Below are 22,266 nucleotides of genomic sequence, written 5' to 3' on the forward strand. Positions count from 1 at the left end.
GTCGTCATCGGCCTGGTGGTCGTCTTCAACACGACCGTGGGAGTGGCCCAGGAGGTCCGGGCGGACCGCGCGGTCGCCGCGCTCTCCGCGCTCTCTGCCCCGCACGCCCGGGTGCTGCGCGACGGCGCCGCCTACGAAGTGCCGGCAGCGCTCGTGGTACTGGGTGACAGCCTGCTGTTGGGCGAGGGTGACATCGTCGCCGCGGACGCCGATCTCACCGAGGCATCCGCTCTCCTGATGGACGAGTCGATGCTCACCGGCGAATCGGAACCCGTCGCCAAATCCACGGGTGACGTGGTCAGCGCCGGCACCGTCGTGGTGCGCGGGCGAGGTGTGGCGACGGCCACGGCCACTGGATCCGCCAGCGCCCTCGGCCGGATCGCAGCCCTCCTGGACGGGGACCACGAGCCGACACCGCTCCAGCGCCGCCTCGCCTCCCTCGGCCGCGTCCTTGCCGCCGTCACCCTCGCCCTGTGCGTGCTGTTCTTCGCCCTGGGCCTCCTACGCGGCCTCGGCGTGAGCACGATGGCGGTCACCGCCATCAGCCTGGCCGTCGCCGCGGTGCCCGAGTCCCTGCCCGCCGTGGTCACCCTCGCCCTCGCCCTCGGAGCCCGCCGCATGGCGGCCCGCGGCGCCCTGGTCCGGCGCCTGCCGGCCGTGGAGACACTGGGCTCGGTGAGCGTGCTGGCCACGGACAAGACCGGCACCCTCACCGAGGGCCGCATGGTCGTCCAGCGCCTGTGGACGCCGTCCGGAGCCGCGGACGTGTCCGGCAGCGGATACGAACCCCAAGGAGACCTGACCCGGGCCGGACGCTCCCTGACGCCCGAGCAACTCCGCCCACTGCAGGAACTGCTCACCACGGCAGCCCTGTGCAACGACGCAAGCCTGAAACCACCCCAGAGCGGCTCCGCAGCATGGACGGCCGTGGGCGACCCCATGGAGGCCGCACTGCTGGCAGCCGCTGCCAAGGCAGGCTGCCCCGACCCCGCCGAGCTGCACCGGGACTGCCCCCGGATCGGAGAAGCACCGTTCGACAGTTCGCGTAAGCGGATGACCACCCTGCACCACCTGCCCGACGGCAACGTCCTGGTCTGCCTCAAGGGGGCGCCGGAGAGCGTCCTGGCTCCCATGGTGCTCGCCGAGCCGCCCGAGGTCCTGGACCAGGCTCGCCTGCAAGCTGCCCAGCTGGCCGCGCACGGATTCAGGGTCCTGGCGGTGGCAGGCGCCGAACGGCTCCAGTGGAGTCTGCCCGCCGCCGAGGCGGAAGAGGGACTGAGCCTTCTCGGCCTGATCGCCATCAGCGATCCGCCGAAAGCGACCGCCGCCACCACTCTGGCGGCCTGCCGCGCTGCCGGCATCACCCCGGTCATGATCACCGGCGACCACCCCGCGACGGCTCACGCCATCGCCGTACGCATCGGCCTCGTCGAGGACGGTCCAGCCGATTCCGTCGTCACCGGACCCGAGCTTGCCGCAGCACCGGACACCGACCTCACCGCGGTACGCGTCTTCGCCCGGACCGATCCGCAGCAGAAGCTGGACATCGTCCACGCCTGGAGGGCCCGCGGCGCAGTGACCGCCATGACCGGGGACGGCGTCAACGACGGCCCCGCCCTCCGCCAGGCCGACATCGGCGTCGCCATGGGCGCCCGCGGCACCGAGGTGGCCCGCCAGGCCGCCGACCTCGTCCTCACGGACGACGAGCTGTCCACCGTGGTCACGGCCGTCGAGGAAGGCCGCCGCGTCTACGACAACATCCGACGCTTCCTCGTCTACGCGATGGCCGGTGGGGCCGCCGAGATCCTCGTGATGCTGGCAGGTCCCCTACTCGGCCTGGCCCTCCCGCTTCGGGCGGGCCAGATCCTGTGGATCAACCTCCTCACACACGGTCTGACCGGCGTGGCCATGGGTGCCGAACCGGCCTCACCAGAGGCCATGCGGCGCCCGCCCCGGCCGCCCGGACAGCACATCCTGGCCGCAGGCGTGTGGCAACGCCTCCTCATCCTCGCTGCGGCCGTGACGGCTTTCAGCTTGATCGCCGGCATCGGCGCGCGCTCCATGGGCCTGCCCTGGCAGAGCGTGCTCTTCCTGTCCCTGCTCGGAGCCCAGCTGGGCGTGGCCCTGGGACTGAGGGCCCGGCTGCTCACCACCCAGAACCTCTCCCTCCCCGCCGCCGTGGCGGCCTCCGCCCTCCTTGCGATGGCTGCCCTGCACCTTCCCGCTCTGCAGTCGCTGCTGGACACCCAGCCGGTGGGCTGGGCCGGCATAGGGCTCGCCGCCTCGGCAGCCCTCGCGGCGTTCGTCGCCGCCCGGCTCCTGCGGGGCGCATTCCACAGAAAGGCATGATCATGAACGCGCATCCGCTTGCCCACGGAGACGGGATCCACGCCGAGGTCGGCGACCAGATCATCGTGGGCGGCCCCACCGTCGGAACGACAGGCCGTGACGGCGAAGTCATCGCCCTGCACCACGAGGACGGCACCCCGCCGTACGACGTGCGCTGGTCCGACACCGGCCGTACCACCGTGATCTTCCCGGACCGGACGCCCACGTCCGCCAGCTGCACGACGAAACCGGTACGCCGCGACACGAGGAGGAGCCGGAAGGGGCAGTGGCATCCCGTTGAGTGGAAAGGCCGGGCGCCCCGACCGGAGATACCGTGGAAGTGATGGCCGTCTCGCCATCCCTTCCTGCCGGAGGCGGGCATGAGCACAGGGGAACAGCCCACCCGGAGCGGTGTTCCTCGTCTGCGGCTCGACGAACTGCTGGATGAACTCCAGGTACGGATCGACGAGGTCAGAGGCACGCGGGACCGGCTGAACGGTCTACTCGAAGCCGTCATGTCCGTGGGCCGGGAACTCGACTTGCCGCAGGTCCTGCAAGGCATCGTCGAGGCCGCCGTAGTGCTCGTGGACGCCGAATACGGGGCCCTCGGAGTCATCGGGAACGACAAGAAACTGGCCGAGTTCCTTCCCGTCGGCATCAGCGACGCCCTCCGCGCACAGATCGGAGACCTGCCCTCCGGCCACGGCATCCTCGGCGAGCTGATCCGCCACCCCGAACCACTGCGGCTGTCGGAGCTGTCCGAGCACCCGGCCTCGTACGGGTTCCCCGACCACCACCCGCCGATGCACTCGTTCCTCGGTGTCCCGATCCGGGTCCGCGAGGCGGTCTTCGGCAACCTCTACCTGACCGAGAAGCGCGGCGGAGCCGACTTCGACGCCGAGGACGAAGCGGTCCTGTCCACCCTCGCCGTCGCGGCCGGCATCGCCATCGAGAACGCCCGGCTCTTCGAGGAGGTCCGGCTGCGCGAGCGCTGGCTGGAGGCCAGCTCCGACATCACCAGCGCCCTGCTCTCCGGAGCGCCCGAGAACGAAGTCCTCGAGGGCATGCTGGAGCAGGCCAAGGACATCACCCGCGCCGACATGGGCGTCTTCTACCTGCTCGGCTCCGCCGGTGAACTGCGAGGCTCCCTCGCCCTCGGGGAAGGAGCAGAGGCACACCGCGGGATCGTCCTGCCCAGTACCCAGGGAACCCTCGCCGAGGCCGCACTGGCCCACAACGGCCTCATCACGGTCCCCGACGTGGCGACCGACGAGCACGTCACCGTGCACCCCGAGCGGTGGACGGGCTTCGGCCCGGCGGTCGCCGTCACCGTCGGCACCAAGGAAAGCCTGAGCGGCGTCCTGATGCTGGCCCGGCGGCACGGACGCCCCGTGTTCGCCACCACGGAAGTCGCCCCACTTCCGGGGTTTGCGAGCCAGGCCGCCCTCGCCCTGGAGCTCGCCGACCGGCGCCGTGACACCGAGCAGATGAGCCTCCTGGAGGACCACGACCGCATCGCCCGCGACCTGCACGACCTGGCCATCCAGCGCCTCTTCGCCACCGGCATGACCCTCCAGAGCGCCCAGCGGTTCATTGACCACTCCCAGGCATCGGAACGCATCGCGCGCGCCGTGGACGACCTCGACGCCACCATCAAGATCATCCGATCGACCATCTTCGGACTCCGCGAGCACGAAACCCCCGGTGAGGCCTCCAAGCTGCGCTCCCGCGCCGTCAAGGCCCTGGACGGGGCGGCCGCAGCCCTCGGCTTCGCCCCTGCCCTGCGGATGGAAGGACTGATCGACACCGACGTACCGTCCGCCGTCGCCGACGAGGTCATCGCCGTGGTGGGGGAAGCTCTCACCAACGTCGCCCGCCATGCCGGGGCCACGCGGGTGGAGGTCTCGATCGCCGCGGGCGACGGGAAGCTGACGATCACGGTGACCGACAATGGAGTGGGCTTGCCCGCCGGCGGTCGGCGCAGCGGACTGCGGAACCTGGCGGAGCGTGCCGAAAGGCTCAGCGGCCAGATGGAGATTGCCGCGCCGGGAAACGGGGAGCGGGGCACTCGCCTGGAGTGGGAGGTACCTCTGGTCCCGCCGGCTCGGTGACCTCTACCAGACGTTCCTACCGCTTCACCGTTCCGGCCTCGTGCTCGTGGACCTGGGCGGCGATCACAGCCGCCTGGACCCGCCGCTCCACGCCGAGCTTGCCCAGCAACCGCGAGATGTGGTTCTTGACCGTCTTCTCGGACAAGTAGAGCTGCTTGGCGATCTGCCGGTTGGTGAGGCCCTCGCCGATGAGCTCCAGCACAGCCCGCTCCCGTTCGGACAGAGCTGCCAGGCGAGCGTCCTCCGGTGTCTTCGCCGGTTCCGGGTCACGCAGGGAGTGCATCAGGCGGGCGGTGGTCGCGGGGTCCAGCATGGACTGGCCGGTGGCGACCGTGCGTACGGCCGAGACCAGGTCAGCACCCTTGATCTGCTTCAGCACGTACCCGGCGGCCCCCGCCATGATCGCGTCCAGCAAGGCGTCCTCGTCGTCGAACGAGGTCAGCATCAGACAGGCCAGCCCCGGCATGCGCGAGCGCAGCTCGCGGCAGACGGTGATGCCGTCGCTGTCGGGCAGCCTCACATCGAGTACGGCGACATCCGGACGGAGCGCCGGCCCGCGGGTCAGCGCCTGCTCGGCCGTACCGGCTTCACCCACGACGGTGATGTCCGGCTCTGCATCCAGAAGGTCGCGCAGCCCACGCCGGACCACCTCGTGGTCATCGAGGAGGAACACCTTGATCGGCGCCTCTGCGGAGGCGTTCGGATCCTCGGACATGATCGCCCCTGGCTCGGTCCACGTGCTGTGCCTTTCCATCCGAATTGTCTCAGGAAGACGCGCAAGGCACCCTGTGGCCGACGAGAACCGGAGCTAGGCAGCGATGGTGCCGTCCAGCTCCATCCGGACGTCCACGACACCCTCGACCGCGCGGATCGCCCGTGCGAGCAGGGGGACCAAAACCCGGTCCCGCAGTGGGCCGCGAAGGGTGACGACGCCGTCCTGTACGGCGAAGTCCAAGGTCACACCGGGTGCCAGTTCGGTGAGCACGGCCTGGCGGATCTCCTCCTCGAGCTCCTCGTCTGGCCGCAGGAACACCTTGAGGAGGTCGCTGCGGCTGACCACGCCTTCCAGCATGCCGAGCACGTTCACGACGGGCAGGCGCTTGACGTGCTTGCGGGCCATGATCCGGGCGGCTTCGGTGACGGGCGCGTCGGGGTGGACGGTGATCGCCGGGCTCGACATGAGCTCCTCGGCCAGCACCGCGCCGGCCTTCGACGCTTCCTCCAGCTGCTCGGGCAGTGCGGGGTCCGTACGCCGGAACTCTTCCTTCGGCAGCAGGTCCGCCTCGGAGACCACGCCGACGACCCGGCCTTCGCCTTCCAGGACGGGGACCGCGCTGACCTTCCACTGGTGCATCAGCTCGACGATCTCCTTGTAGGACGCCCCACGGCCGATGGCGATGGCGGTGTGCGTCATGACGTCACTGACGGTGTAGCGGGATGCGGGCATGACCGGCTCCTTCGGCATACGGACGATCAGAGGAAGCTGCCGCTGCCGTAAGGCGCGTACAGGTCGAGAAGGCACACGCGGGCGGCCTGCAGCCGGTTGGCCAGGACCTGCCCGATCCAATGGCCCAGGGCAGAGCCGAAGGCGGTGTCGTCGTCCATCAGCGTCCGTACGCGCGCCGCGTCGAACTCGTACGCGCGGACGGGCGTCATCGCCTCGGCGCCAAGGCGCCAGGAGTAGGGCTTGAAGAGCCACGAGCAGCCGACCAGCTGACCGGCACCGAGGCTATCGATGACGGCGGCGCGCCGCCCGGGCACGTGGACGTCCAAGGTCACGGTGCCGGACCGGACGATCCAGAACCGGTCGGCGTGACCGCCCTCGCTGAAGAGACGCGTCCCCTCGGCGAAGTTGACCTCTTGGGCCAGTTCCATCAGACGGGAACGGCAGTCGGCGGGCAGCGCCTCGGAGATACGTGTGGGTGACGGGGTGGTCATGAACGGCCTCCTGTTCGAGTCCGTCTTCAGTCTTGGTGGTCCCGCCAGTCCCGACATGGGCCCTGTGGCCCCGACTGTGGGCCGACCGGCCCATGCCGGGGCTCGGTGCAGCCGGAGATCCTGGCAGCAGATGGCCGGCTCCCGACCGTCGACCCCGTCCACCTGGTAGGTGCGCAATGTACTGGAATGGCCATGGCATGGGGGCCTGGGGATGGTTCGCCATGTCCCTCACCACACTGATCATCTGGACCCTGATCGTCGCCGCGGCCATCCTCGTGGTCCGCGCCCTCAGGCGGGACGGTGCGGACGGGCACACAGTGCCCGCGCCGCACCCAACCCCCGACAAGGGGGCCGAGAAGCTTCTCGCGGAGCGATTCGCCAGAGGCGAGATCGACGACGAGGAATACCGCCGGCGGCTCGCGGTACTGCGAGCCCATATCCCTGGGCCGACGTCCCTTTGAGCAAGCCCGACCTGGTCACCGTCTTCCGCCTGTGTGAGAGCAGCGCGTAGCGGACGGCCCACTCGCGCGCTTCACCTCCTTGGAGCCCTCCGCCCGCTCGCACCGGCCCCGGCGGGGTCGGTGAGCGTGTCACTTCGTCGCGTCCGCAGACCGTGCCGACAGGGCTGCACGGCCGGCCTCCAGGCGGGCGACGGGGACGCGGAACGGGGAGCAGGAGACGTAGTCGAGTCCGGCCCCGTGGAAGAAGTGCACGGAGGTGGGGTCACCGCCGTGTTCCCCGCACACGCCGATCTTGAGGTCGGGTCGGGCCGCACGACCTTCACGGACCGCGATCTCCACCAGGCGTCCGACTCCTTCCCGGTCGATCGTCTCGAACGGGGAGGTCTCGAAGATTCCCTTGTCGAGGTAGGCGGAGAAGAACTCCGCCTCGACGTCGTCGCGGGAGAAGCCCCATGTGGTCTGCGTCAGGTCGTTCGTTCCGAAGGAGAAGAACTCCGCCTGGCTCGCGATACGGCCGGCGGTCAGGGCTGCCCTGGGCAGCTCGATCATGGTTCCGATCGGGCAGGTCACCGGGACTCCCGTCTCGCGCGCGACCGTGGACAGCACCTCCTCCACTTCTTGCCTCACGAGGTGGAGTTCCTCGACCGCGCCCACGAGCGGGACCATGATCTCGGCACGCGGATCACCTCCCGCCCGCTTGCGGGCAACGACGGCCTCTGCAATGGCACGGACCTGCATGGCCACCAGGCCCCGTTTCACGAGACCCAGTCGGACGCCCCGCAGGCCGAGCATCGGGTTCTCCTCGTGCATGCGCGTGACTGCGGCCAACAGCTCGGTGTCGTGAGGATCCTGTGTCCGGCCCAATGCTTCGTCCCGGGCAAGGCGTACGGCCAGGTCCGTCCGGTCGGGCAGGAACTCGTGCAGAGGCGGGTCGAGCAGCCGGATGGTCACGGGCAAGCCGTCCATGGCGGCGAGGATTCCGGTGAAGTCCTCGCGCTGCAAGGGCAGGAGTGCGGCCAGCGCGACCTCGCGGTCGTTCTCCGTGGGCGCGAGGATCATGGCTTCCACCAGTTGACGGCGGTCCCCGAGGAACATGTGCTCCGTACGGCACAGTCCGATGCCCTCTGCGCCGAACCGGCGTGCTCGGGCCGCGTCCTGCGGTGTGTCGGCGTTCGCCCGTACCCCCAGGCGTCGGGTGGCATCGGCGTGCTCCATGAGGCGGTGCACCTCGGGTACGCCCTCCTGCGCGGTGGCGTCCGGCGCGGGTGAGCCCGCCTCGAAGTAGCGCATGACCGCGGAGTCGACCAGTGGTACCGCGCCGAGGCGGACGAGGCCTTCGAAGCCGTCCACGGAGATGGTCTCGCCCTCGGAGACGACGACATCGCCGACGGAGAAGCGGCGTTCCCCCAGATCGATGGAGAGCGCGTCGGCCCCGCAGACGCAGACCTTGCCCATACCGCGCGCCACCACCGCCGCATGGCTGGTCTTGCCGCCCCGGCTCGTGAGCACCGCCTGAGCGGCGACCATGCCCGGGAGGTCGTCGGGCGTGGTCTCCTGCCGTACCAGCACGACTTCCTCTCCGGCGGCGGCCCGCCGAACCGCCTCCCCGGAGTCGAAGACGACCACGCCCACGGCCGCACCCGGCGAGGCCGGGATACCGCGTGTGAGCACGGGAGCCGCGACACCTGCGTCGAACCGGGGGAACATCAGCCGCGCCAGCATGTCGCCGTCGACACGGGCCAGCGCTTCATCAGTGGAGATGAGGCCCTCGTCGGCCAGTTGCGAGGCGATGCTGAAGGCCGCCTGCGCGGTGCGCTTCCCGACACGGGTCTGCAGCATCCACAGGACGCCGTGCTCGATCGTGAACTCGATGTCGCACAGGTCTCGGTAGTGCGTTTCGAGCTGCCCCATGTAGCCGCGCAGCCGGGCGAACGAGACCGGGTCGAGCGCGGCCAGCTCCTGCAGCGGTACGGCGTCGCGGACACCGGAGACGACGTCCTCGCCCTGGGCATTGGGAAGGTAGTCGCCGTACAGGCCGGGGCGCCCGGTGGCCGGGTCGCGCGTGAACGCGACTCCGCTGCCGGAATCGGAGCCGAGGTTCCCGAAGACCATGCGCTGGATGTTGACCGCTGTCCCGAGACCGTCCGGAATGTGCTCGCGGCGACGGTAGAGGCGTGCGCGGTCACCGTTCCACGACGCGAAGACGGCGAGGATCGCCTGCCGCAGCTGCTCGGTCGGGTCTTGCGGAAACGCACTACCCGTACGTTCGAGGATGAGGTCCTTGAACATTTCGACGATCCGCATGAGGTCGCAGACGTCCAGGTGGGAGTCGTCTACGACACGGTGCTGGTCCTTGACCCGGCGGAGGACGTCTTCGAAGAGCGAGCCGTCGACGCCCATGACCGTACTCCCGAACATCTGCACGAGGCGACGGTAGGAATCCCACGCGAACCGCTCCCGGTCGGGGACCTTGGCCAGGCCGAGCACCGAGAGGTCGTTCAGACCGATGTCCAGGATGGTCTCCATCATGCCCGGCATGGAGAACCTCGCCCCCGACCTGACCGAGAGGAGCAGCGGGTCGTCCACCTGTCCCAACCGCTTGCCGGCAGCCCTCTCGAGCTCCGCCAGGTGCTCGGCGACCTCGCGCTCCAGGCCCGCGGGCAGCTCACCTGTAGCCAGGAAAACGCGGCAGGCCTCCGTCGTGATGGTGAAGCCAGGCGGCACGGGCAGGCCCATGCGGGCCATCTCCGCGAGGTTCGCGCCCTTGCCTCCGAGCAGATCGGCCATGTCCCGGCCGCCCTCGGCGAAGTCGTACACGTAGGAACCCATGACTGCCACCAGCCTCCTCGGCGATATCGCGCTCATCTCTCACACTGGCTTGTCCCGCACCGGTTCCGAGAGGGGCCGGACGGCCCTTCGTGGGGCCGGACGGGCCCTCTGCCTGTGCCCTGGCCGAGCGCGCGGCCACCCGCGGAGGGGCCGTTCGACTCCGCGAAGGGACGTTGGGTACCTGCTCGACCACTCCCGGTATCCGGGACAGTCGGGGCGAGCGCGGAAATGCGGCTCCGGGCATGACACGAAAGCCGGTGAATGACATGACGGGCTTGCTGGCCGTCGGCGCCATCACTTCCGTCGGTCTCGGCACCATCCTGGTGTTCGCGGTGGACTGGCAGTGGGCGAACGCCGACCGGACACTCGTCGGGCTGATCATGATGGCCGTCGGCATGCTGGCGCTCGTCGTCGCCACGTCCCTGGAGCGACAAGGAACCGGAAAGCCTTCCTGAGCGCCCGACGCACCCCCAGGAGGCAAGAGTGACTCGCCGGCCCACGTGTCAGGCGCAGGCCTCGGATACCGTGCCTTCTCCCACCCCCGTGAGCCAGGCCCAGCGGGCGAGTTCAACTCGTTCACGACGGAGCGCATGCTGTCCACGGCGGCTGCCGAGACGGCGTACACACCGCAGGCGGCGAGCCAAATGCCCTGGCGGGTGTATCGCGGGCAACGACGTGGTCCTCGTCGTGTGCCGCAGCTGGAACGGTGCCCGGAGGGTACTGCGTCACGTGCACGGCGGGGCGGACGTGGACCGGTAGTTCCTGCTCATTCTGTCGCGAGCCCCTTCTCCCGGCTCCATGCCCGGTAGGCCTCCAGAGCCGTGGGCAGGGTCGGGTAGATCCGTTCGGCCCCCACCGAGGCCGTGAGGCCGAACGCATCGAGGTCTTCACGGAGTTCCTGCTTGACCCGGGCCAGCGCGAAGACGATGCCGCGGTGCACGAGTTCCTGACGGAGTCCGTCGACGGCGTCAAGGGCCGTGATGTCCACTTCGACGTTCGCCTCCGCGTTGAGGACGAACCAGCGGACCGGACGGCTCTGTTCGTCGACCGCCGCCAGGGCGCGTCGGCGGAAGTCCTCCGCGTTGGCGAAGAACAGTGGTGAGTCGTACCGGTAGATGACCAAGCCGGGAACGGTCTGCGCCGTCGGGTAGTCGTCCACGTCATGCATGCCGGCGAGCCCTGGTACCAGGCCTTCCACCGCGTCATGCGGACGGGCCACGCGAGCGAGGAGCTCGATGACCGACAGGGCCACGGCGACCAGAACGCCGTACAGGATGCCGAGCACGAGGACACCCAGGAGACAGCCCAGGGCCAGCAGGAGTTCGCGGCGGCGGAAGGCGGCGAGGCGCCGGAACTCGGCCACCTCGATCAGGCGGACGGCGGCATAGACGACGATGGCGCCGAGGACGGCGCTCGGCGTGTGGGCCAGTAGGGGGCCCAGGAGGAGCAGGACCATCAGTACCGCGACCGCAGCGAACAGGGAGTACGCCTGGCTCCGCGCCTTCGACGACTGCGCCAGGGCGGTGCGGCTCGCGCTGCTGCTGACCGGGAACCCGTGCAGGATGCCCGCCCCCAGGTTCGCCGCCCCCAGGGCCAGGAGTTCACGGTTGGGGTCCAGCGGGACCCGGTCGCCGCGATCGGCGAAGGCTCGGGCGGTCAGGATCACGTCCGAGTAACCGACGAGCAGCACACCCAGAGCCGGGACCAGTAGCCGGGGCAGGTCGCCGAGCGGTGGCAGCGAGGGCACCGGCAGGCCGGAGGGCACGGATCCGATCACGGAGATCCCGTACCGGTCGTCCAGCCCGAATGCCGCCACGGCCGCCGTGGCGAGGACGAGGGCCACCAACGGGCGCGGCACCATGCGCCAGTGCTTCGGCGCCACCAGGAGCAGCGCAAGAGCAGCAGCGGCCACCCCGGCGGTCGGCCAGTCGACGTCCGGGACGTGCAGGGCGAAGGAGTACAGCTGCGGGAAGAAGCCCGAACTGGTCGTGCGCACTCCGGTGAGTCGGGGCAGCTGATCAATGATCATGATCAGTGCGACGCCGGCGAGGTAACCGACGAGCACGGGCCGTGAGAGCAGGTCGGCGAGGAACCCGAGCCGTACGGCCCAAGCGGCCAACGAGACCAGGCCGACGACCACGGCGAGGGCCGCTGCGAGCACCGCGTACCGGCCCGGATCGCCGGCGGCGAGCGGTCCCACGGCAACGGCGGTCATCAGCGCCGTGGTCGACTCGGGTCCGACCGACAGGAGCCGCGAGGACCCGATCAGCGTGTAGAGGACCATGGCCGGCAGGACCGCCCAGAGTCCGGCGACCGGCGGCAGCCCGGCCACACCCGCGTACGCCATGACCTGCGGCACCAGGTACGCGGCGACGGTGACACCCGCCAACGCGTCCCGCCCGAGCCAGGAGCGGCGGTACCCCCGGAGACCCGTGGGTACCGGGGCCGGCCTTCCACTTGCGGACATCGCGCTCCTTCTGACGATCCGCTCGGCATCGCGCACCGGTCTCCGGCGCGGCTCAGTCCTTGCCGAGGGTGGCCGCGTGGTCGGGTACGGCGGTCTGTAGCTCCTTGGACGGACGCTCGTAGCCCGTGGACGGCGGCCTCGGCGGCAAGGTCAGCGATGGTACGGCCACGTCCTCGTAGGGAACCGAGGACAGCAGGTGGGCCATCATGTTGAGCCGTGCGCTGCGCTTGTCGTCGCTCTCGACGACGTACCACGGGGCGTCGGCCGTGTCCGTGTGGACGAGCATCTCGTCCTTGGCCCTCGAGTACGCCTCCCAGCGGGTGAGGGACTCCAGGTCCATCGGGGAGAGTTTCCACCGGCGCAGCGGGTCCTGCGCGCGGCGCCGGAACCGCTCCTCCTGGGCCGCGTCGCTGACGGAGAACCAGTACTTGCGGAGCAGGATCCCGTCCTCGATCAGCATCCGCTCGAACACCGGGCACTGGCGCAGGAAGCGCTGGTGCTCGGCGGGCGTGCAGAAGCCCATGACGTGCTCCACTCCGGCGCGGTTGTACCAGCTGCGGTCGAAGAGGACGATCTCGCCGGCGGCCGGCAGATGCTCGACGTACCGCTGGAAGTACCACTGTGAACGCTCCCGCTCCGTCGGCGTGGGCAGGGCCGCAATGCGCGCGACACGGGGGTTCAGGTGCTCGGCGACGCGCTTGATCGTGCCCCCTTTGCCCGCGGCGTCACGGCCCTCGAAGACGACGACCAGGCGGGCGCCTTCCGCGCGAGTCCACTCCTGGAGCTTGACCAGCTCCGTCTGGAGCCGCAGCAGCTCCCTCTCGTAGACCGCCTTCTTGAGACCCATCGCCGTGTCCGTCCTCTCGCCGTCCAGTGCCGTGATCAAGTCGGTCACGGCACGCGCCCGCGCGCAAGGATGCCTCTCGCATCGCAATCCCGTGTCGGGACGCCCGCCCAAACCTCACCCTCAGGTCTCACCGGGCGTCCGCAGCCCCCTGTTCGCAGTGCCCGCGGCCGATGCCCTCTTCGGGCCCGTCTGTGCCGATACGCTGGCGGCGGACGGGGCGGGCAGCGAAGGGGAATCACGTGAGTGTGGGGGATCCGTTGACGCAAGTGCCTCGGATGCGGCTGGACGAGCTGCTCGACGAGCTCCAGGTACGCATCGACGCCGTGCGCGGCACACGGGACCGGGTGCACAGTCTGCTGGAGGCCGTCGTCTCGGTGGGCCGGGAGCTGGATCTGGCGCAGGTGCTGCGGCGGATCGTGGAGGCCGCGGCCCTGCTCGTCGACGCCGACTACGGGGCGCTCGGGGTCATCGGGCCTGACGGCCGCACGCTGTCGCAGTTCCTGACCGTGGGGCTCGACGAGGAGGCCATCGCCGAAATCGGTCCCCTGCCGGCCGGACACGGCCTGCTCGGAGAGGTCATCCACCACCCGGAGGCCTTGCGCCTCACTGATCTCGGCGCCCACTCCTCGTCGTACGGGTTTCCGCCGCACCACCCGCCCATGCGCACGTTCCTCGGTGTACCGATCCGGGTGCGGGACGAGGTGTTCGGGAATCTCTACCTGACCGACAAGCGGGGCGGGTTCGATTTCGACACCGAGGACGAGACGGTGATCTCCACCCTCTCGGTGGCGGCGGGCGTGGCGATCGACAACGCCCGGCTCTACGAGGGGTCCCAGCGCCAGCAGCTGTGGCTCAAGGCCAATGCGGAGATCACCGAGAGCCTGCTGTCGGGCAGTCCCCGTCCGGCGGTGCTGGAGCTCATCGCGCTGCGGGCCCAGGAGATCACAGGGGCCCGGATCGCGGATATCTCCATGCCGGTTCCCGGCGCGGAGGGGTTGTTCGTGGAGTTCGCGGCCGGTGCGGACAGCAAGTCCAGGCAGGGACTCGTGGTCCCCTTCGCGGGAACCCTCTCGGGGACCGCGCACCGGACCGGGCAACCCGTCACGGTCCTCCACGCCTCGGACGACGACCGCTACCCGGCCGATGCGCAGACACAGGGCGGGCTGGGTCCCGCCGTCGCGGTCCCGCTGGGCACCTCCGGCGGGGAGAGCAGGGGCGTACTGCTGCTCGCGCGCCCGGCTGGCGAGCCCGCCTTCGGCGAGAACGAGCTCGAGCCGCTCGTCGCCTTCGCGGGTCAGGCGACCATCGCCCTCGAGCTGGCGGAGCGGCGCCGTGACGCAGAGCAGATAGCGCTTTTGGAGGAGCGCGACCGGATCGCACGGGACCTGCACGACCTGGCCATCCAGCGGCTCTTCGCCACCGGAATGACCCTCCAGAGCGCGGCACGGCTCGTCGAGCACGAAGGGGCCGCCGAACGCGTCAGCCGTGCGGTCGAGGACCTGGACGAGACCATCAAGATCATCCGTTCGACGATCTTCGGTCTGCGCACCAAGGACCGCGAGACCGGACCGGGTCTGCGGGCCCGCGCGGCCCGGGCCGTCGGCGAAGCAGCCACCACCCTCGGCCATCCACCGCGTCTGAGTATGGAGGGGTTGCTCGACACGGACGTCCCCTCCGAAGTCGCCGACCACGTCATGGCGGCGCTGGGCGAGCTCCTGAGCAACGCCGCGCGCCACGCGGAGGCGACCAGGGTCGCCGTGGCGCTCAAGGCAGAACCGGGCGAGATCGTGCTGACGGTCTCCGACAACGGCAGGGGCATCCCGGCCCAGGGCCGCCGAAGCGGTCTACGCAACCTCGACGACCGGGCGCAGAGCCTGGGCGGGTCATTCATCATTGGCACCCCCGACGACGGGGGCAGCCGGCTCGTCTGGCGGGCGCCGCTCCCCACCGGGAGCTGACGGCCCCGACGCGATCAGCCCAGGCAAGCGGACTCGGGCAGCGTCCGCTCCGCCTCCAGCCGGAATCCGGTAACGAGGTCGGAGCGGATCCGCAGGGCTCCGGTCATGGGGTGTCCCACCCAGGGACGCAGCAATGAAGCGAACCGGGCCACCTCGTCGGCATCGGTCACCAGGCACGCGTAACCGGTGACCACGACGCTCCAGCCGAAGTGGGTGACGGGATCGATGGCGTCCGCCTCGTAGGCGACCACCACGCCGGGGACATCGGCCGGAGCCACGAGGGAGGCGAGCGCCCCATCGTCGTGGATCCGCACGATGACGTCCTCGCCTTCGACCAGGTGGTTGACCGGGCGGACGGCGGGCAGCGCGGACTGCGTGAAGACGATGCGCCCCAGGGACACAGTCCCCAGAAGCCTGAGTGCCTCGGCCCTGTCCAGCTCCCGCATGCGCCGGCCGGTCGTCGTATCGCCCGTGTGACCGCCGACGCGTCCTATGCCGTCCTGGTCCATGATCCGCACCTTCATCCGGTATCGATCGTTCGCGGCTTCCGCGTCACCAGCCTCCCTCGCGATCACCACGGGAACCAGGGCCAAATGGTCCCGACCAGGGCACCAGTCTCGGATGCCGCCGCGCTCAGGCCGCCACGATGCGCAGCACGCGGTCGGCACCGAGGACGCGCATCGACTTGGCCACCAGAGGTGGCACGCCGCACAGCCGGAGCCGGGTTCCGGCCCAGCGGCAGCGTTGGTCGACACGCAAGAACAGGCCGATGCCCGAGCTGTCACAGAAGGAGATCCCGGACAGGTCCAGGACGAGGCTGCGGTGACCGGATGCGGCGAGGTCGGTGAGGCGCGGTTCCACCAGCCCCGCCGTATGGAAATCGAGTTCTCCGGCCAACGTGACGCGCACGTCGCCTTCGTTCCTCACCGCGGCCTTCAGGTCGATCAAGGTGGTCGTCATGGAACCTCCACGCTGCGTGCGGCCCTGCGGACGAGCCGCGCCTTTCCCCGTGCGGCACCAGCTCACCGCACGCGAACAGGCGCCGGGAGGGTCCGCATGCCCCCGACCCAGGGCCGAAGGTCCCTTTCCCCGAAGGCCCACTGCTCGGGGAGGCCGCCGGATGAGGGCCTATCGGCCCTGTCCGTTCGGCCCCTTCGGCAGGCAGGATGCTGGAGTTCGGGCGCCCCGCACGAACCCAGGCGAAGGAGTTGCGTCATGACCGACAGCGGTGCCCCCTCCCCCACCAAGCCGCCGATCACGGTCTTCCTCCTCGACGACCACGAAGTCGTACGCCGCGGGGTGCACGATCTGCTGGACGCGGAATCCGACCTGAACGTGATCGGTGAGGCGGGCACGGCGGAACAGGCCCTGATCCGCATCCCCGCGCTGCGCCCCCAGGTCGCCATCCTCGACGTACGGCTCCAGGACGGCGACGGCGTGAGCGTGTGCCGCGAGCTGCGCTCGCGGATGCCCGAGCTGGCCTGCCTGATGCTCACCTCGTTCGACGACGAGGAGGCCTTGCTGGACGCGGTGATGGCGGGCGCCTCCGGTTACGTGCTGAAGCAGATCACCGGCACCGACCTGGTCACCGCCGTCCGTACGGTCGCGGCCGGCCAGTCCATGCTCGATCCCGGCGCCACGACCCGGCTGATGGCCCGCATGCGCGGCGACGTGCCCTCGGAGGACCAGGTCCCGGGCCTGCCCGGCTTCACCGACCGGGAGAAGGAGATCCTCGTCATGGTCAGCGAAGGGCTCACCAACCGGGAGATCGGCAACCGGCTCTACCTCGCCGAGAAGACCGTCAAGAACATCATCTCGCGGCTGCTCACCAAGCTCGGCGTGGAGCGTCGCGTCCAGGCAGCGGTGATCGCCAGCCACACGCTGATCCCGCCGAGCCAGCACCCCGCGCGGGCCGCCGAATAGCCGGCGGCCGGGCACGTGAGAGGGCCGGGCACGCCGTACAGTCGCGTGCCCGGCCTTCCGCCTGACCTGGGCCGGGTCAGGCGTGCGGGACCACGGCGACAGGACAGACCGCGTGGTGCAGAACGGCGTGGGCCACGGATCCGATGTGCGCCCCCACCGCCGATTCGCGGACCCGGCGGCCGACGACGAGCAGCTGCGCGTCCGACGCCGCGGTCAGCAGCACGTGGCCGCCACTGCCCTGCTCCACGTGCGCGACGACTTCGACCTCCGGGTACTTCAGCCGCCACGGCTCCAGTGCCTGCTCCAGCGCGGCCTTCTCGTACGGCTCCAGGCCACCGAACTGGTCGGCGATCCACATCGACCCGGGGCTGTAGCCGTAGACCGGGGGCAAGCTCCAGGCGCGGACCGCACGGAGCGGTACCTTCCTCGCCGCGGCGGCCTCGAAGGCGACGCGCAGTACCTCGGCGGACTCCTGCACGCCGCCCTGCTGCCCGACGACGACCTCCCCCTCCTCCGGCACGGCCACCGGCCTGCCGTGCGCGGAGCGCACGGAGACGACGGGGCACTCGGCGGCGGCGATCACCTGCCGACCGTAGGAACCCAGCAGGAACCCGACCAGGGCTCCGTGCCCGCGCGTGCCGAGCACCAGCAACTCCGCGTCCTCGGCGGCGCGCAGCAGGGCCGGCACCGGCACGTCCGAGAGCACTTGCGCGGTGAGGGCCAGTCCCGGGTACCGGTGGGTGAGCTCGCCCTCGACTTCCTTCAGGAGGTCATCGGCCCGGCCGGCTTCGGTGTCGCGGTCCTGGACGATCGGTGCTGCGAGCGGCTGCCACAGCCAGGCGTGGACCACGTGCAAGGGCAGGTCACGCCGTACGGCCTCCCGTGCGGCCCAGTCCGCCGCGGCCCGGCTCTGCGGGGATCCGTCCACTCCGACAACGAGCGTGCGCTTCACAGGTCTGTCCTCCGTACTGATGCCGGAGCATCGGGGTCGATCGGCAGGGGAGCGGCACCGGCCGGGGGAACCGGCGCCGCTGAACTCACCTTCGCCGCTGGATGCCTTGACATACAGGGGCCAACAGTCCCTCCCCCAGGGCCGGTCCTCCCTTCCCGACGCCCGCTCGGTCGACGACCTCCTCGCCGGACGAGGGGCCCTGTCTCGGCTCCAGCCAGTGGCCTTGCGGGCGGTCAGGTGCTGGGCAGCTTCGGCGCCGGGGTTGACGAGCTCCGCAGGAGCTCCGGCTTCCGGGGCCGGCCTGGTTGCGGCGGCCCCGGACCGACGCTTCCGCTACAGGAGCCACCGGTTGCGGCGGACTACGGGCAGGCTCCGCCAAGCAGTGCCCAGCCCCCAGAAGCGCCCGGCTCCGATCACCGCCAGCATCACCAGGACAGCCGCGTACAGGACGTGATAGTCCACCAGAGGGTTCGTCGACATGCTGAGGCTGCCGTCCGAAAGGTGCCGGGCCGGAGGCCACTCGGCAGCCCACATGAGCGCCATCATCGCGGTACCCGCGACAGCAGCGCCCCTCAGGGCGACACCGCTCGCCAGAGCGATGCCGATGCCGAGCAGCCCCAGCATGAAAGCCCAGTCGGCCCAGGCCGCCCCGGCCCAGGCGTGGAAGGTGCCCTCCAGCGGCCCGGCGGCGACATGGCTCAAGAAGCCCTTGGTGGGAGAAGCGCCGTCGATCCACCCCTTGCCCGCCGGGGTCGCGTACCCCCAGCCGAACGCCTTGTCACCGAAAGCCCAGAGGAACGTGAACGAGGTCAGCAGGCGGGTCGTCGCCGCGATGCGCGCTACGGCCACGGGTGCGGCGAGCTCATCAAGCGCGCTGTCGGACGTTGTTGTGGCCCAGGCGGCCTTTCGCCACCCTGCGAGGGACATCCCGGGCTGACGGTGCTGGTGCAAAGCCATGACGTAGAACCCTTTCCTCACAGCAGGCCGTGCGCCTGCCCATCGCCAATGTCCCCGCTCGGAGAGCGGCGGCCCCGGGGGCGAACGGCCCACACCAAGTAGCCGAACGTCCTTAGCAGCAACGGAGTTCAGCACGGCCGCGCATCGAAGGAGACCTTGGATCCGGCTGCCAGGTCCTGTCGGCTTCGCGCCCGGGTACGGACGGCCCCCAAGCCGGGCCGGTTGGCACTGGCCGGAGGAGGTCGACCGAAGCGAGGCTGATGCCGACGGAGGAGGAATTCACATGAGCCATCTCAAGTCCCGTCCACGGGTTGACGTCCTGGTGAACAAGCGAGGGCCAGTGCCCGAAGGCGCGTCCGAGTACGTCCAAACGAAGATGCTGGCAGCGATCGCACACGTGGGGCCGCCGGTCCTTGCCGTCCGTGCCAAGCTCACGCAGACGGCCAACCCATCGGCGAGCCGCCCCGCCATCGCCCAGGCCGTGGTGAACGTGAACGGCCACCCGGTGCGCGCCCACTGTGCCGCGGACACGATGTTCAAGGCGGTCGATCTCCTGCAGGAGCGACTGGCCGCGCGCCTCGCCAGCGCCCGGCAGCACGGCGGACGAGAACATCGTCCCGACCACCACCAACCGCCTCCGCCGTCGATTGACGAACCCCACATCGTGCGCCAGAAGGCATTCGGCCTGGGACGACAGACTCCCGAAGACGCCGTCATCGACATGGAGTCCATGGACTACAACTTCTGGCTGTTCACCGACATGACATCGGGAGCCGATTGCGTCGTCTACCGCCAGGGGCAGACCGGCGGGTACCGCGTGGCCTCTGCCGGCGGGGACAGTCAGCAGTACGAAGCCGGTCCCCTGTTGAGCGTGAGTTCGGCCGCCGCCCCTGAATGCGGCGTCGACGCGGCCGTCGACCGCATGCGTATCGCGGGGCTCGCCTTCGTGTTCTTCGTCGACTCGGCCACGAAACGAGGATGCGTCCTCTACCAGAGGCACGACGGCCACTACGGCCTGATCTCCCCTGCACCGTAGAACACGGGCCCCAATGCCGTGGCCGTCATCCCGCACAAGTGACTACCACGGTGCGCGCAAGTGCCGTTGCCCGCGTTACCTCTTGGGAGCGCCGGCGACTTCGTGTGAGGGGCTCCGGCAGGCCGGGCGACAGAGGGCCGTTCGGCCCGGCTCCCGGGCCCCCTGGACCATCTCCCCCTACGGCCCGACGCGGAAGGGTGGGACACACACCGCCGACGGCGGTCGTCGCTCTGCCCTTCACGCTTCTGGAGGAGACACCATGTCACGTACGGTCATCGCGGGCCTCGACGGGTCCCCCGCATCGCTGGCAGCCGCCGAGTGGGCCGCCCGCGAGGCCCAGCGGCGCCGACTCCCGCTCAAACTGCTGCACGCGGTGGAGGAGTGGATCCCGTCGTACGGCTACGCGTCGCAGACCGCCGCCACACCGTCCCCTCAGCACTGGGGCGAGCGCATTCCGCGGGAGGTGGCAAAGGAGTTGGCCGAGCGGCACCCCGATCTGGAGATCACCACGGAGCAAGTGGACGGCCGGCCCCTGACCGTCCTGGCCGCTGCCGCACAGGGGGCCGAACTGCTGGTACTGGGCTCGCGCGGGCTGGCGGCGATGGCGGGCTTCCTCGTCGGATCCGTGTCCCAGGCCGTACTCGCCCACGCCGAGCGCCCCGTGGTGGTCGTACGGCCCGGCGCCTGGATGGACACCGCCCATCTGCCGATACCCGTCGACAACGGGCCACAGGAAGGCGCCTACCGGCCGGTCGTGCTCGGGCTGGACCTCTCCCGCCCGTGCGATAACCTCCTCGACTACGCCTTCGACGCAGCGTCCTCGCGGCGAGCCCCGCTGCGTGTGATCCACAGTTGGAACATGCCGCCCACCTTCTCCTTCGACCCGGCGCTGTTCGCCCCCGAGGTGCGGGACGGCATGGCGGCCGGCACGGCAACCGCGCTCGGCGACGCACTGCGGCCTTGGCACGGCAAGTACCCCCAGGTTCGCGTCGAAGAGGAATGCTCCGTGGGGCAGGCCGCCGGACATCTCATCGAGGCGTCGGCGGACGCCTCCCTGCTCGTCGTCGGCCGACGGATCCGCCGCTCGGCCATCGGCACCCACCTCGGCCCGGTCGCCCACGCCGTGCTCCACCACTCCACGGCCCCGGTCGCGGTCGTACCGCACCCCTGAGTCCCGGGAAACAGGCAGCATCCGCAGTGATGCGGGTGGCACGGGGTCAGCGCCTGTCGCGTTCCCAGGAGCTCACGGCATCCGGATCGCGGTGACAGGACCGCCCCGATGCCGCGCGCCCGGCAGCCCATCCCCTCCCCGGACTGCCGGGCGCCCACATCAGGGCGACGACCGAGTGGCCGAGCCTGCGGCCCGGGTGGGGTGTCCGACGGTGTAGTGAATCGTTCTTGCTCCGGTGGCGGTCGCCCGGACCTCCAGTCAGACAAGGATCCCGTTGTCGATGTTGCAGCCTGTTCGTGTCGTGTTCCGCTCCGCCCTGCGTGCTGCCCCGATCTTCGGTGAAGGACTGCGGGTGGCCCTGTACCAGGGTCAGGGCCCAGTCGGCAGCCGGGAGGCGGTGGAACGGAACCTGGAGCGTCTGACCGAAGTAGCCGCATTGGCAGCGGACTACAGCTGCCAGGCGGTCGTGTTCCCGGAGAAGTACACCACCGGCTACGCGATCGACCCCGAGCAGTGCCGGGAGCTGGCAGAGCACCGCGAGGGCCCCTCCATCGAGCGGGCCCGACTGGTTGCCAAGGAGCACGGCCTGGCCGTGGTCTTGCCTTACCCCGAGCGGGACGGGGACACGTTCTACGACTCGATCAGCGTGATCGGGCCCGACGGGCTGGTGGCCGCGAACTACCGCAAGACCCACCTGTACGGGGCTGCCGAGCGGCGCAACTACTCCTTCGGCCAGGACCTGCCGCCCGTCGTCCATCTCAATGGCATCGCGGTGGGCGTGCTGAACTGCTACGAGTGCGAGTTCCCGCCTCTCTACCAGTACCTCTCCGAACAGGGCGCCACGATCGTTCTCGGGCCCACAGCTGCGGATGGCCACTTCCGCCTGGCCGACGGCACCATGAGCCAGGTCCCCTACCAGGACGCCACCCGCCACATCATCCCGGCCATGGCCAGCATCTGGCGCCTGTTCATCGCCTACGCCAACCGCCGCGGCTGGGAACAGGTCCCCGCCGGCTCCTGGCAGTACCAGGGCAACTCCGGAATCTGGGCCCCCGACGGCGAACCACTGATCGTCGCAACCGCCGAAGACCGCCAGCACGACACCCTGCTCATCGCCGACTGCCTCCCCGCGGCAGTACCCCCTTTCAGCCCCGAAGGCCACCACCCCACCGACAGCCGACTCACCCTCAACCCGGCCCTGCGCCCCGCCCACTGAGAAACTCCTCGATGCCGGTACGGGCGCACTGACGGACGACAGAAGCTCTCATCGGCTCCGATCGCACACGCG

Annotated in this window: 20 protein-coding genes; 10 read left to right on the forward strand and 10 right to left on the reverse strand. The window is 70.2% G+C overall.

Annotated elements, in window-relative coordinates; all coding sequences use genetic code 11:
• Positions 1–15 precede the first annotated feature (15 nt).
• Genes OHU74_RS00395 through OHU74_RS00405 form a run of 3 tightly spaced genes read left to right on the forward strand, consistent with a single transcriptional unit; the run spans position 16 to position 4,439 of the window.
• Positions 16–2,349, forward strand: a complete 2,334-nt coding sequence (locus OHU74_RS00395) for a cation-translocating P-type ATPase (RefSeq protein ID WP_371613984.1) — start codon at positions 16–18, stop codon at positions 2,347–2,349.
• Positions 2,350–2,351: 2 nt separating this feature from the next.
• Positions 2,352–2,672, forward strand: a complete 321-nt coding sequence (locus OHU74_RS00400) for a DUF1918 domain-containing protein (protein WP_371613985.1) — start codon at positions 2,352–2,354, stop codon at positions 2,670–2,672.
• Between the two features lie 36 nt (positions 2,673–2,708).
• Positions 2,709–4,439, forward strand: a complete 1,731-nt coding sequence (locus OHU74_RS00405; RefSeq protein ID WP_371613946.1) for a GAF domain-containing protein — start codon at positions 2,709–2,711, stop codon at positions 4,437–4,439.
• A 16-nt stretch (positions 4,440–4,455) separates the two neighbouring features.
• On the opposite strand, the gene OHU74_RS00410 is transcribed toward OHU74_RS00405, so the two are convergent.
• From OHU74_RS00410 to OHU74_RS00420, 3 genes are all read right to left on the reverse strand, one after another.
• Entirely contained in the window at positions 4,456–5,154 is a 699-nt protein-coding gene (locus OHU74_RS00410) for a response regulator (RefSeq protein ID WP_371613945.1), read from the reverse strand.
• Between the two features lie 93 nt (positions 5,155–5,247).
• Positions 5,248–5,886: a CBS domain-containing protein gene (locus tag OHU74_RS00415; RefSeq protein ID WP_371613944.1), complete on the reverse strand. Its 639-nt coding sequence runs from the start codon at positions 5,884–5,886 to the stop codon at positions 5,248–5,250.
• 26 nt (positions 5,887–5,912) lie between these two features.
• Positions 5,913–6,377: a Crp/Fnr family transcriptional regulator gene (locus tag OHU74_RS00420; RefSeq protein ID WP_371613943.1), complete on the reverse strand. Its 465-nt coding sequence runs from the start codon at positions 6,375–6,377 to the stop codon at positions 5,913–5,915.
• 221 nt (positions 6,378–6,598) lie between these two features.
• Between OHU74_RS00420 and OHU74_RS00425 the strand changes: the two genes are divergently transcribed.
• Entirely contained in the window at positions 6,599–6,838 is a 240-nt protein-coding gene (locus OHU74_RS00425) for an SHOCT domain-containing protein (RefSeq protein ID WP_371613942.1), read from the forward strand.
• A gap of 129 nt (positions 6,839–6,967) precedes the next feature.
• Here OHU74_RS00425 and ppdK read toward each other — a convergent pair whose 3' ends face one another.
• Positions 6,968–9,667 (reverse strand): pyruvate, phosphate dikinase, encoded by a 2,700-nt coding sequence (gene ppdK, locus OHU74_RS00430; RefSeq protein WP_371613986.1) that lies wholly within the window; start codon positions 9,665–9,667, stop codon positions 6,968–6,970.
• Positions 9,668–9,933: 266 nt separating this feature from the next.
• Here ppdK and OHU74_RS00435 point away from each other — a divergent pair, with 266 nt between their 5' ends.
• Positions 9,934–10,122, forward strand: coding sequence for a hypothetical protein (locus OHU74_RS00435; RefSeq protein ID WP_371613987.1), 189 nt, complete (start codon positions 9,934–9,936; stop codon positions 10,120–10,122).
• A gap of 311 nt (positions 10,123–10,433) precedes the next feature.
• On the opposite strand, the gene OHU74_RS00440 is transcribed toward OHU74_RS00435, so the two are convergent.
• Together OHU74_RS00440 and ppk2 are read right to left on the reverse strand one after the other, a co-directional pair.
• The gene (locus OHU74_RS00440) at positions 10,434–12,134 is read right to left on the reverse strand and encodes a SulP family inorganic anion transporter (protein WP_371613988.1); all 1,701 of its coding nucleotides are present in this window, start codon (positions 12,132–12,134) and stop codon (positions 10,434–10,436) included.
• Positions 12,135–12,186: 52 nt separating this feature from the next.
• Complete coding sequence (ppk2, locus tag OHU74_RS00445; RefSeq protein WP_371619520.1) at positions 12,187–12,981, reverse strand: polyphosphate kinase 2; 795 nt, start codon at positions 12,979–12,981, stop codon at positions 12,187–12,189.
• Positions 12,982–13,256: 275 nt separating this feature from the next.
• Between ppk2 and OHU74_RS00450 the strand changes: the two genes are divergently transcribed.
• The gene (locus OHU74_RS00450; protein WP_371619521.1) at positions 13,257–14,939 is read left to right on the forward strand and encodes a GAF domain-containing protein; all 1,683 of its coding nucleotides are present in this window, start codon (positions 13,257–13,259) and stop codon (positions 14,937–14,939) included.
• A gap of 14 nt (positions 14,940–14,953) precedes the next feature.
• On the opposite strand, the gene OHU74_RS00455 is transcribed toward OHU74_RS00450, so the two are convergent.
• Positions 14,954–15,448 (reverse strand): pyridoxamine 5'-phosphate oxidase family protein, encoded by a 495-nt coding sequence (locus OHU74_RS00455; protein ID WP_371619522.1) that lies wholly within the window; start codon positions 15,446–15,448, stop codon positions 14,954–14,956.
• Positions 15,449–15,572: 124 nt separating this feature from the next.
• A complete protein-coding gene (locus OHU74_RS00460; RefSeq protein WP_371613989.1) occupies positions 15,573–15,899 on the reverse strand; it encodes an STAS domain-containing protein in 327 nt (108 codons plus the stop codon).
• A 255-nt stretch (positions 15,900–16,154) separates the two neighbouring features.
• On the opposite strand from OHU74_RS00460, the gene OHU74_RS00465 reads away from it, so the two are divergent.
• Complete coding sequence (locus tag OHU74_RS00465; protein ID WP_371613990.1) at positions 16,155–16,862, forward strand: response regulator; 708 nt, start codon at positions 16,155–16,157, stop codon at positions 16,860–16,862.
• A gap of 76 nt (positions 16,863–16,938) precedes the next feature.
• Here the strand turns inward: OHU74_RS00465 and OHU74_RS00470 are convergent, their stop codons facing one another.
• The gene (locus OHU74_RS00470) at positions 16,939–17,814 is read right to left on the reverse strand and encodes a universal stress protein (RefSeq protein ID WP_371613991.1); all 876 of its coding nucleotides are present in this window, start codon (positions 17,812–17,814) and stop codon (positions 16,939–16,941) included.
• A 333-nt stretch (positions 17,815–18,147) separates the two neighbouring features.
• Positions 18,148–18,771, reverse strand: coding sequence for a hypothetical protein (locus tag OHU74_RS00475; RefSeq protein ID WP_371613992.1), 624 nt, complete (start codon positions 18,769–18,771; stop codon positions 18,148–18,150).
• Positions 18,772–19,054: 283 nt separating this feature from the next.
• On the opposite strand from OHU74_RS00475, the gene OHU74_RS00480 reads away from it, so the two are divergent.
• The 3 genes from OHU74_RS00480 to OHU74_RS00490 all read left to right on the forward strand — a co-directional run bounded on the left by OHU74_RS00480 (position 19,055) and on the right by OHU74_RS00490 (position 22,194).
• Complete coding sequence (locus OHU74_RS00480) at positions 19,055–19,807, forward strand: HPF/RaiA family ribosome-associated protein (RefSeq protein WP_371613993.1); 753 nt, start codon at positions 19,055–19,057, stop codon at positions 19,805–19,807.
• 259 nt (positions 19,808–20,066) lie between these two features.
• Entirely contained in the window at positions 20,067–20,978 is a 912-nt protein-coding gene (locus OHU74_RS00485; RefSeq protein ID WP_371613994.1) for a universal stress protein, read from the forward strand.
• 280 nt (positions 20,979–21,258) lie between these two features.
• Entirely contained in the window at positions 21,259–22,194 is a 936-nt protein-coding gene (locus OHU74_RS00490; protein ID WP_371613995.1) for a nitrilase-related carbon-nitrogen hydrolase, read from the forward strand.
• The last annotated feature ends 72 nt before the right edge of the window (positions 22,195–22,266 follow it).

The sequence above is a fragment of the Streptomyces sp. NBC_00454 genome (assembly GCF_041434015.1).
GTDB lineage: Bacteria > Actinomycetota > Actinomycetes > Streptomycetales > Streptomycetaceae > Streptomyces.